This is a genomic window from Xanthomonas sp. NCPPB 3442 (assembly GCF_056725145.1).
Genome location: NZ_CM161514.1, coordinates 419,981 through 431,526 on the forward strand (window position 1 = coordinate 419,981; position 11,546 = coordinate 431,526).

The following is an 11,546-nucleotide window of genomic DNA, read 5'->3' on the forward strand; positions in this document are numbered from 1 at the left end:
CAACGCCACCGGGCGTTTCAACGCCCGACGCATGCCCCACGAATCCCGAATCGCAACTCCCAATCACCAGCTGTAGAGCTGCCAATACACCTTGTTGACCTTGTCCTTTTCCGCGTCGGTATGCCCGTCATGGTCGCGGTCGTACAGGAAGTAGGGCGCCCCGCGCGCCGGCGTCACCCGCACCATCTCCAGCTGACCGTTGACGCGGTATTCGTCGACCTTGTCGCCGTTGCCCATGGTCTTGCTGGTGACATCGGCGCCAGCCGGGATATCGCCACCGGCGCGGTCGCCGCCGCCGGTGGCACAGCCGCCGAGCAGCAGTAACGGCAGCAGCAAAAGACGTGCTTTGTTCATTGTCGTTATCCGTGTTGATCGCCAGCCAGTATGCGCTGGCGCGGTGTGCCCTGGGCGTGCAGCGTAGAATCGGGCCATGAGCAGATTAGTCCTGATCGACGGGTCCAGTTACCTGTATCGCGCGTTCCACGCGCTTCCGCCGCTGACCAATGCCCAGGGCGAGCCCACCGGTGCGTTGTTCGGCGTGGTCAACATGCTGCGCGCCACCTTGAAGGAGCGCCCGGCCTATGTCGCGTTCGTGGTGGACGCGCCTGGCAAGACATTTCGCGATGACTTGTATGCCGACTACAAGGCCAACCGCCCCCCGATGCCCGAGGACCTGCGCGCGCAGGTGCAGCCGATGTGCGACATCGTGCATGCGTTGGGCATCGACATCCTGCGCATCGATGGCGTGGAAGCGGACGATGTGATCGGCACGCTGGCGCTGCAGGGCGCCGCCGATGGCTTGCAGGTCACCATCTCCACCGGCGACAAGGACTTCGCCCAGCTGGTGCGTCCGGGCATCGAACTGGTCAACACCATGAGCGGCAGCCGCATGGATTCGGACGCGGCGGTGATCGCCAAGTTCGGCGTGCGGCCCGATCAGATCGTCGACCTGCTGGCGTTGATGGGCGACACCGTCGACAACGTGCCCGGCGTGGAAAAGTGCGGCCCCAAGACCGCCGCCAAATGGCTGGCCGAATACGACTCGCTCGATGGCGTCATCGCCAACGCCGACAAGATCAAGGGCAAGATCGGCGACAACCTGCGCGCCGCATTGCCACGCCTGCCGCTCAACCGTGAGCTGGTGACCATCAAGACCGATGTCACCCTGGCCAGCGGCCCGCGCGCGCTGGACCTGCGCGAGCCCAACGCCGAGGCGCTGGCGGTGCTGTACGCCCGCTACGGCTTCACCCAGGCGCTGCGCGAACTCGGTGGTGCGGCCGCCCAGGCGGGCCTGCTGGCCGAGCCGGTGGCGCTGGGCGCTGCTGCTGCCACTGCGCGCACCGAACCGGGCCGCGCGCGCGGCACCGGCTTCGTCTCCGGCCCCGTCAACGCCGCGGTGGATCTCGATCCGTCGCTGTCGGCGCCCGGCCAGTACGAGACCATCCTGACCCAGGAGCAGCTCGACAGCTGGATCGCGCGGCTGCGTGCCGCCGGGCAGTTCGCCTTCGATACCGAAACCGACAGCCTGGACCCGCTGCAAGCCGATTTGATCGGCCTGAGCGTGGCGGCCGAGCCCGGCCAGGCGGCGTACCTGCCGTTCGGTCATCACTTCCCCGGTGCGCCGGCCCAACTCGACCGCACCCAGGCATTGGCGCAACTGGCGCCACTGCTCACCGACCCGGCCGTGCGCAAGCTCGGCCAGCACGGCAAGTACGACCTGCACGTGATGCGCCGGCATGGCGTGGCGCTGGCCGGCTATGCCGACGACACCCTGCTGGAGAGCTTCGTGCTCAATTCCGGCAGTGCCCGCCACGACATGGACAGCCTGGCCAAGCGCTATCTCGGCTACGACACCGTCAAGTACGAAGACGTCTGCGGCAAGGGCGCCAAGCAGATCCCGTTCGCCCAGATCAGCCTGGAAGACGCCACCCGCTACGCCGCCGAGGACGCCGACATCACCTTGCGCCTGCATCGCGTGCTCGGCCCCCGGCTGGCCAGCGAACCGGGCCTGGAGCGCGTCTACCGCGACATCGAAATGCCGCTGGTGGACGTGCTGGCCCGCATCGAAGCCAACGGTGTGTGCGTGGATGCGGCCGAACTGCGCCGCCAGAGTGCGGACCTGTCCAAGCGCATGCTCGCTGCCCAGCAGAAAGCCACCGAGCTTGCCGGGCGCAGCTTCAACCTGGATTCGCCCAAGCAGCTGCAGGCTTTGCTGTTCGACGAGCTCAAGCTCCCCGCCGTGGTCAAGACGCCCAAGGGCCAGCCCTCGACCAACGAAGAAGCACTGGAAGCCATCGCCGACCAGCACGAGCTGCCGCGGGTCATCCTGGAATACCGTGGCCTGGCCAAGCTGCGCAGCACCTACACCGACAAGCTGCCGGAGATGATCCACCCGCAGTCCGGGCGCGTGCACACCAGCTACCACCAGGCCGGCGCCGCCACCGGGCGGCTGTCCTCGTCCGATCCGAACCTGCAGAACATCCCGATCCGCACCGAAGACGGTCGTCGCATCCGCCGCGCGTTCGTCGCCCCGGCCGGACGCAAGCTGATCGCCTGCGACTATTCGCAGATCGAGCTGCGCATCATGGCGCACCTGTCCGGCGACCCCGGACTGGTGGGCGCGTTCGAATCCGGCGCCGACGTCCACCGCGCCACCGCCGCCGAAGTGTTCGGCCGCACCATCGACACCGTCAGCGGCGATGAGCGCCGCGCCGCCAAGGCCATCAACTTCGGCCTGATGTACGGCATGAGCGCCTTCGGCCTGGCCCGTCAGCTCGGTATCGGCCGCGGCGAGGCGCAGGACTACATCGCGCTGTACTTCAGCCGTTACCCGGGCGTGCGCGACTTCATGGAAACCACCCGCCAGCAGGCGCGCGACAAGGGCTACGTGGAAACGGTGTTCGGGCGCCGGCTGTATCTGGACTTCATCAATGCCGGCAGCCAGGGCCAGCGTGCCGGTGCCGAGCGCGCCGCCATCAACGCGCCGATGCAGGGCACCGCCGCAGATATCATCAAGCGCGCCATGGTCAACGTGGACGGCTGGATCGCCAACCACGCGCAACGCGCGAAGATGATCTTGCAGGTGCACGACGAACTGGTGTTCGAAGCCGATATCGATTTCGTCGATACGCTACTGAGCGAGGTCACCACGCGCATGGCGGGCGCAGCTGAATTACGCGTGCCGTTGGTGGTGGATTCGGGCGTTGGCGATAATTGGGACCAAGCGCATTGATGCGGTGAATGGCTGCGATATGCTGAATACGCAGATCAGCAATAATCCGTTCCAAACATAATGTGAATTCAGCTGAGTTAATGGAATGAATACCCCCTAAATTCTACATTTTTTTAACAGTTATCTTCACGATCCATCAATGTAGAAAATGTTGTTATATCCCTCGACGGGCGCAACGCCTGTCGGTAGATCTCTCCCATCCCCTGGAGCAGATCTCGGAGCGGAAACTCCTCCCCAAGTTTCCGTTCCCTGGCCCCGCCGACCTCCCCCTGGTCTGCGGGGCTTTTTATTTGTGTCCTTCCACTATGCGCAAGCGCTGCAGCGTTAACAGCGATGCTGCAGGTGCCTTCGGTGTGCGCAGGGCGCGTGCGTGTAGCGACACCACTCCAAGACCCCGCGCAGGCAACGCGTTCGCTTTGCGCCAAGCCCCAGTGCATGCCGCGTTGCAGCGTAAATGCCCGCTCAATCGTCGGGTGCGGCGATGCAGAGGGGGTGCTGCGACGGCGGTACGAGGCCATGCTGCTCATTCAGTTTATGGGCGGGCCGCGCGCGTATTCATCTATCGATTCACTATTGTCGCGTTTGCGCTCGCTTGCCATGCGCGCCGCCGAGCCGGCGCTGGTGGGCGAGTTTCATTCTGCCAAGGACCAGGGCGCCGTCGCGTCGCGCAATCCGCACCTGTGCGGCCGCTGTCTCCAGGCAGCCTGGCGCACCGGTGATGCACAGTGGATCGAGCCGTCAGCAGGCAACGCACTTGATCGCGACGCGCTGTAACGTGCCCGCCAATGCCACCGCCTGCGTGGACGTCCGCCAGCACGCCACGCCTTACGGCGGCGTTTCGATCAACCGAGCCAGTCGCGTGGAATCAGGTAATCGGCCAGCCGCGCTTCGGCGCTGCCCGGCTCCGGCGTGAAGCCGTACTCCCAGCGCACCCGCGGCGGCAAACTCATCAGGATGCTCTCGGCGCGCCCACCGCTCTGCAATCCAAAGAGGGTGCCGCGGTCGTAGACCAGATTGAATTCCACGTAGCGCCCACGACGGTACAACTGAAACTCGCGTTCGCGCTCGCCGTAGGGTGTGTCCTTGCGCCGCTGCACGATTGGTATGTACGCATCCAGAAAGCCATCGCCCACTGCGCGCTGGTAGGCGAAGTCGCGCTCGAAATCCTGACCCAGATCGTCGAAGAACAGCCCGCCCACGCCACGCGTTTCATTGCGGTGGCGCAGGAAAAAGTATTCGTCGCACCAACGCTTGTGCGTGGCATAGCGCTCTTGGCCAAACGGCTCGCACAGCGCCTGTGCAACGCGGTGCCAGTGTTGCACATCCTCATCGAAGGGATAGAACGGAGTCAGGTCGAAGCCACCGCCAAACCAGGCGGCCACCACCTCGCCATCGCGCTCGGCGCGGAAGTAGCGCACGTTCATGTGCGTGGTCGGGATATACGGGTTGTGCGGATGAAACACCAACGAGACGCCGCATGCACGCCAGGTCGCACCGGCAAGCTCGGGCCGGTGCGCACTGGCCGACGGCGGCAGGCGCGTACCGGACACATCCGAAAAACCGATGCCGGCCTGCTCGAACACCGCGCCGTCGCGGAGGATGCGGGTACGGCCACCGCCGCCTTCCTCGCGCTTCCAAAGGTCCTCGGCGAAGCGTGCCTTACCGTCGGCAGCTTCCACAGCGGCGCAGATGCGGTCCTGCAGGTCGGTCAGATAATCGCGTACACGGTCGAATTCATTCATGTCCCAATTCTAAGCCGTGCGCTCCGCGCGGTGCATCCCGCGCAAGCGCGCCCGTTTGTCGCAGTGCGATGCGGGATGACGGCGCAGTGATCACCGCTGGGCAATGACCAGTCGAGATGGTCGTATGCCAGTGCTACCGACCGGCGAGATTCGCTTGTTCTACAGCGCCGTTTCCGTATCAGGAGCTACTTCATAAACTGCCGACCAACGTGTGGTGCAGTGTCCTTGCCGCAAGGATGGGTTCACGGCGTGTGCCGCGAGCGATGCGGGCGCCGTGCATTCGAGCTGGGCTTGAAGACAGCCGGGCAACCGCACACGCAAGCTCTCAGTTTTCGATGCGCAACTGGCGAGCGAGGCGTATTTCGTTGCAAGGCAGCTGAACTGCTGCAGGCTGCAGCGTCCTTACCGGCTATCAAGTCGCTCAGCTTGCGAAAACTCCGCGCGGACAGCGGGCGTGCACAGCCGCCATGCCAATGCTGCGTGGACGCAGCCGATCGCCAGCGCACCCAGGCCGGTGAGGACCAGTGCCATTTGCTGGGTGGCCTGCAAACGTGCCTGCATCTGCGGCCACTCCGGGCTTTGCAGCACATCGGCGGGCAGCAGCGTCTGCACGCCGTCGAACAAGGGCCCGATCAACGCCAGTCCGCCGAAATTGAGCAGCCCGGTCACCAGCAACACCGCCACGAAGCCACGCCTTGCCCACTCGCGCCGCTGCAGCAGCGCCCAACTCAACCAGCAGAACGCAGCCGAGAGCACCACGCCGGCGACCGATAACGACAGCGCGTGATCGATCAGCCATTGCCAGGAGGGGGGCAGGGTGATGCCTTCGGGCAGCCCTAGCGATGCCGCACCTGGCGCCAGTGCGATCAGTGCGATCTGCATCAGATTGGCCAGCACGCTGACCGCCCCCAGCAACAGGGAAACCCACGCCAGCGGAGTGACGAAGCCACCGCGCTGGCGCGCCGATGCTGGCCGGACGGCGCTCATCGTAGTGATGCGATGTGGGCAGCCACCATCGCCTGCCCGGGCGGATCCAGCGCAGGTTGCAGGCGCGCGTACCACTCGGGCACTGCGTCGGCTGGCAGGCATTGGCGCAACAGCGGCGTGCTGCGCTCAAGAAATGCTTCGAGAAACGGCAGCCCGCGCACGTACAGGAAATGGCTGTCGGTAATGGACATGCCAGCATATGCCTCGCGCAGCCATTCCAGGTGCGGCAGCGCGTGCGCCCCGTGGCCGGCGCGGGTGAGCGCGGTGAGGAAGCTGGTACGCGCGGTCGCCGGCGAGGTGGACCGCTCCTGTGCATTGAGATCGTCGAAGGTCAGCAACCACTGCTCGCCCTGGGCGATCTCGTTGCACATCACCGAGTTGGTTGCCAGCTGCAGTGCGTTGTGTGCCGTGGGCTCCAGCGCATACAGCGCCAGCCAGTACGGGTAGGCCTCGCGATAGCGGTCCAGCGCGCTCAACGACAGCGCGCACAGGCGCTGCGCATCGGCACCAAGGTGGCGCTGCGTCTGCGCAGCGTTGTAGGCAGCCACATGGTCGCCGCGCTGAAACGCGCTCAGCGCCGGTTGCAGTGCGGGATCGATCTCGGCCACCGCCTCCGACACGTCTGCGGCAGCGACAGGCGCAGCCGTCGGTGCCGTGCGCGGCGTGTTTGCCGCAGTGCTCTTGCGTCCAAACAAACGGTCCCACAGGCCCATCGCGTCTCCCTTCCCTGCGCCCGTGGTGAGTGGAAGCGCCGTCATGCCGGCGGCGCACCGGTCATGCGGCGGACCGGTGCAGCAGCACGCGTGCAGCGATGGCGCGTTACCGGTCCAGCGCCAAGCTTAGAGCCACTGGCGTAGCAACAGGTGAGCGGGAAGCAACCCAGACGCCGGTGTTGGTTTGCCCGCGCACGTGCCGCGTCGTTGATCCTGATCGCAGCGTCGTCGCTGCAGTTGGCCGGATCGGCTACGTTCTGCGCGGTTGGTCAGGGCGCATCGTGACTGCGAGATGGCCTGACCCCGGCATCTGCGTGCAGGACGCGCGGCGCCCGCCCCGTGCCGCTGGCGGCCGACCCGTGGGCAAGGCGCACGCCCTGTCTCGACGCGCCACAGGACGCTTCGCCCTCACCTCGAAGTACCTGGCATGCTCTAAGGCTTCACCTGCTCATTGAACAGCTCGAGGATGCGCTTGTACTCGTCCAGCCACGAATCGGCGCGCGTAAAGCCGTGGCGCTCCAGCGGGTACGGCGCCACCTGCCAGTTGTCCTTGTGCAGCTCGATCAACTTCTGCGTCATGTCCACCGAATCCTTGAAGAACACGTTGTCGTCGATCATGCCGTGGGCGATCAGCAGGTGGTCGCGCAAGCCCTCGGCGTAATTGATCGGCGAGGAGATCTTGTAGGCCTCCGGATCGAGCTCGGGCGTGTTGAGGATGTTGGAGGTGTACTCGTGGTTGTACTGCATCCAGTCGCCGACCGGGCGCAGCGCCGCCCCGGCCTTGAACGTGCCAGGGCTGCGGAACAGCGCCATGTAGGTCATGAAGCCGCCGTACGAGCCGCCGTAGATGCCGGCGCGTGTGCGATCGCCCTGCTTGGTGGCGACCAGCCAGTCCAGGCCATCCAGATAATCTTCCAGCTCGGGGTGGCCCATGTTGCGATAGATCGCCGTGCGCCAATCGCGGCCGTAGCCTTCGGAGGCGCGATAGTCCAAGTCCAGCACGATGTAGCCCTGCTGCACCAGCAGGTTGTGGAACATCTGCTCGCGGAAATACGGGGTGTAGCGTTCGGAGACGTTCTGCAGATACCCGGCGCCGTGCACGAACATCACGATCGGATACTGCTTGCCCGGCTCGGGCGTCTTGGGGCCGTAATACTTGCCCCAGACCGTGCCGGCACCGTGTTTGGACGGGATTTGCACGTACTGCGGCGCAATCCACGGCTGCGCCTTGAAGGCTGCCGTGCGGGTGTCGGTGAGCACGGTGGCCTGACCGCCTGTGGCCGGTACCACGGCCAGTTGGGTCGGCAGATAGCTGCCGGAGTAACGCACCAGCAACTGCTGCCCGTTGGGCGAGAGGCTGAAACCTTCCACACCGTTCAACGCCGTGATCTCGGTGAGCTGATCGTTGCGCAGATCGAGCTTGCAGACTTCGTAATCGCCCGGCCATTTCTGGTTGCACAGGAAGAACATGCCGCCGCCGTCGGCGCTGGGCACCGGCATCGACACTTCCCACTTGCCGCGCGTGCGTTGGCGCGGTTTGCCGTTGCCTTCCACGGTGTACAGCTGCGAATAGCCGGATTCTTCCGACAGCAGCCACAGCGTACGGTTGTCGGGCAGCCAGCCGAAATCGTTGAAGTCCCAGTTGATCCACGCGCTATCGCTCAAACGGTGACGCGGCTGCAGCCTGGCGTTGTCCAGGTCCACGCTGGCGATCCAGCGGTCCTTGTTGTCCACCGCGCGAATTTCCACCGCCACGTTGCGGCCGTCATCGCTCCAGTGCACGGCCGGCCCGCTGCCGTCGCCATCGCTTTCCACGCGCACCGCGCGGTTGCCCTTCAGGGGGTCGCGCTTGGCGGCTTTGCGCAAGGCCGCCAGCGGATCGGTGGCGATGCCGGGGAGTGGGTCGAACGACAGCGATCTGGCCGTGCCCGCGCCAACATCCACCAGCCACAGCGCATGCGCTGCCGGGGCGTTGCGGCCGACACGGGTGCGCACTTCCTGGAATTCTTCGTAACCGGATTCGGTCACGTATCTGGGCATCTTGCCGGCCTGACCTTCGTCGGCGTTCTTGGCCTGTGTGACCACCAACAGATGGCGGCCGTCCGGCGACAACGCGCTGTCGACGATCTCCACCTCATCGCCCAGATACACCGGCGCCGCCGCACGCGTGGCATCGGCGCGGCGCCAGGCGTCTTCCTGCGTGCGCAGCGCGTCGCGTTGCTCCTTGTCGCGGCGCAAGGTGGCCAGCGTCGCCAGTTGCTGCTCGCGCAGCACATCGGCCTTGGGAGCGGCGTTGGGGTCGCGCTCGGCCTTGACCACCGCCACCTGCGCAGTGCCGCCGTCGGCGCGCCAGTGGTACCAATTGTTGCCCGCGCGCCAGATCGCACCGCCGTCGCTGGCGAACTGCGGACGCGATTCGGTCTCGTTGCTGCGGGTCAGCTGGGTCAGCGCACCTGTGCGCAGATCGCGCAGGAAGATGTCGCCGTTACGTGCGAACAGCATGCGCTGGCGGGTGGCATCGTAACTGGGGTTTGCCGCATCCAGGCCGGCGCGCGCGGTATCGGCCACACGCTCGGCGGTGCCGCCGCCGGTGCCCTGGCGATAGGTGTCGCGCACCGGGCTGCCATCGCGCTTGAGCAGGTATTGCACCTGTTTGCCGTCCCATTGCCACCAGGCCTGGTCCACCGCCGGCCCGATCCAGTCCGGGTCGGCCATCGCCTGTTCGATGGTGAGCGGGGCGGCAGACTGCGCATGCGCAGTGGTGGCCAGCAGCAGAAGGGTCAACGGCAACAATCTAGGCATCGGACACGGCTGGACGCAAAGGAGAGCGCGCAAGCCTAGCAGTTCGCCTTCGCAGCAGGCTTGGGCCACAGGTCATGCGTGCGTGGCTGCATGCAGCGCCCGGTAGCACCTGTAAGCGCGCAATGAGCGGGCGCGACCATGGGCCGGCGCTGCGCAAGCATGCAGTCGCAGATGAGAGCGGTGCGCGGCATCGGCGCTGCACGACACGACAGCGCAAATGAATCCTTCAACGCCACGGCACTGGTAACGCCACGCGCTCAACTGGCACACGCGCCGACGAACGCAACGAAAATCTCGTATGGAAGCGCACCTGCGCAGAGGCGCCGCACGAGTGCCCTGCACACCTGCAGCCCGTCGGCGTATCGCACTGCCCAGCGCAACCACGCACTGGTGAAGACTTGCCGCGTGCAGCGACGATGATGTGCCATGCCGCACAAGGCGCGCGTCTCACACCAACTGGCCTGGCCACCCGCATGCCACACCCTGGCGGCGATCCACTTCGCGCGTCGCAGAGGAAAACCCCTGACTTGCCAGCGGCGCAGGTGGCGGCCAAGCTAGCGCGCTTTTGCGACCGTCGGTTTCCATGTCCAGCCTGCCTGCCCCCGCTATTTCCCATCCGATGGCTGTTGGTGCGCCCGACCGGCCGCTGGCCTGGCGCGCGGGGCAGTCGGTCGATCTGGCGACCTTCATCGCGCACGTGCACGGCCTGGCGCAGCAGCTGCCCGCGGGCCGCCATGCGGTGAATCTGTGCGAGGACCGCTATCGTTTCATGGTGGCGTTCTATGCATGTGCGCTGCGCGGGCAGGTCTCGCTGCTGCCGTCCTCGCGCGCGCCGGCAGTCGTGGGCGAAGTGCAGGCGCGTTACGTCGATACGTATTGTCTGGGCGACCTGGCGCTGGAGCTGGTGCCGCCGCGGTACTGGCAGCTGCCGGCCGAGTTGCCGCAGGCCCAGGGCCCGATTCCGCAGCTGGCCGACGATGCGCTGGTGGCGATCGGTTTCACCTCCGGCAGCACGGGCAGCCCGCAACCCAATCCCAAGACATGGGGCAGTTTTTTGACCAGCACGCGCCAGGATCTGGTCGCGCTGCAAAGTCTGTGGACGCACACCGATGCCGTCCCGCACGTGGTCGCCACCGTGCCGCCGCAGCACATGTACGGCATGGAGTTGTCGGTGCTGCTGCCAATGGTGACCACGCTGGCGGTGCACGCAGGGCGCCCGTTCTTTCCGGACGACGTGGCACGTGCACTGGCCGATATTCCCGCGCCGCGTGTCTTGGTGACCACACCGGTGCATCTGCGTGCGTTGGTCGAATCCGGCGTGGCGTTGCCGCCGCTGGCCGGCATCGTGTCGGCCACCGCGCCGCTGGCGCCGGAGATCGCCGCTGCCGCCGAAGCGCGTTTCGGCGGTGAGGTGCGCGAGATGTTCGGCTCCACCGAAACCTGCGTGTTCGCCGTGCGCCGTACGGCGCTGGAAGCGGCGTGGACGCCCTTACCCGGCGTGCGCCTTGAAACGCAGGCTGCAGGCACCCTGGTGCATGCGCCGCATCTGGCCACGCCGGTGCTGCTGGCCGACATGATGGACGTGGCCGACGACGGCCGCTTCCAGGTGCGCGGCCGCCAGGCCGACCTGCTGGAAATCGCCGGAAAGCGCGCATCGCTGGCCGATCTGACACGGCGCTTGCTCGCCATTCCCGGCGTCATCGACGGGACCATCGTGCAGCTCGCGCCCGACCCCGGCCAGGCGGTCGGCCGCATCGCCGCGCTGGTGGTCGCCCCCACCCTCGACGAAGCCCAGGTGCTGGCCGCGCTCCGCGTCAGCGTGGACCCGGTCTTCCTGCCGCGCCGCCTGCGCAAGGTCGCCGCCCTGCCACGCAACGAAACCGGCAAGCTGCCGCGCGATGTGGTGCTGGGATTGCTCAACGGCTGAGCGTGGCCTGCCACGTGTGCGCAACGGCAGGCGTCATAGACGCGACAGTCAGCGTGGCGATGAATGGTCGCAGACACAGCGCGAAGAACGCGCGGGCAGGCATGGTCGACGCAGGCCACAGAGCGTTGCCGCCCTGCTGATCG

General features: G+C 66.2%; 8 protein-coding genes. 3 read left to right on the forward strand and 5 right to left on the reverse strand.

Features of this window, described 5'->3' with window-relative positions:
* Window positions 1-63: 63 nt before the first annotated feature.
* Window positions 64-354 (reverse strand): DUF2782 domain-containing protein, encoded by a 291-nt coding sequence (locus AC1POX_RS01785; protein ID WP_008571145.1) that lies wholly within the window; start codon window positions 352-354, stop codon window positions 64-66.
* A 76-nt stretch (window positions 355-430) separates the two neighbouring features.
* Here AC1POX_RS01785 and polA point away from each other — a divergent pair, with 76 nt between their 5' ends.
* Window positions 431-3,232 (forward strand): DNA polymerase I, encoded by a 2,802-nt coding sequence (polA, locus tag AC1POX_RS01790; RefSeq protein ID WP_136732964.1) that lies wholly within the window; start codon window positions 431-433, stop codon window positions 3,230-3,232.
* Between the two features lie 516 nt (window positions 3,233-3,748).
* Window positions 3,749-4,006, forward strand: coding sequence for a hypothetical protein (locus AC1POX_RS01795; RefSeq protein ID WP_372168291.1), 258 nt, complete (start codon window positions 3,749-3,751; stop codon window positions 4,004-4,006).
* Window positions 4,007-4,074: 68 nt separating this feature from the next.
* Here the strand turns inward: AC1POX_RS01795 and hemF are convergent, their stop codons facing one another.
* The 4 genes from hemF to AC1POX_RS01815 form a co-directional block, all read right to left on the reverse strand.
* A complete protein-coding gene (gene hemF / locus AC1POX_RS01800; RefSeq protein ID WP_184421420.1) occupies window positions 4,075-4,974 on the reverse strand; it encodes an oxygen-dependent coproporphyrinogen oxidase in 900 nt (299 codons plus the stop codon).
* A 402-nt stretch (window positions 4,975-5,376) separates the two neighbouring features.
* Entirely contained in the window at window positions 5,377-5,961 is a 585-nt protein-coding gene (locus AC1POX_RS01805) for a hypothetical protein (protein ID WP_372356683.1), read from the reverse strand.
* A complete protein-coding gene (locus AC1POX_RS01810; protein WP_372356684.1) occupies window positions 5,958-6,674 on the reverse strand; it encodes an SH3 domain-containing protein in 717 nt (238 codons plus the stop codon). Before AC1POX_RS01810 ends, AC1POX_RS01805 begins: the two co-directional genes overlap by 4 nt.
* A 432-nt stretch (window positions 6,675-7,106) precedes the next feature.
* Window positions 7,107-9,467 carry a S9 family peptidase gene (locus tag AC1POX_RS01815; RefSeq protein WP_122272170.1) on the reverse strand — a complete coding sequence of 787 codons (2,361 nt, stop codon included), beginning with the start codon at window positions 9,465-9,467 and terminating at the stop codon, window positions 7,107-7,109.
* A 592-nt stretch (window positions 9,468-10,059) separates the two neighbouring features.
* Here AC1POX_RS01815 and AC1POX_RS01820 point away from each other — a divergent pair.
* On the forward strand, window positions 10,060-11,403 hold the full coding sequence (locus AC1POX_RS01820) for an AMP-binding protein (protein ID WP_218503353.1): 1,344 nt from the start codon (window positions 10,060-10,062) through the stop codon (window positions 11,401-11,403).
* The last annotated feature ends 143 nt before the right edge of the window (window positions 11,404-11,546 follow it).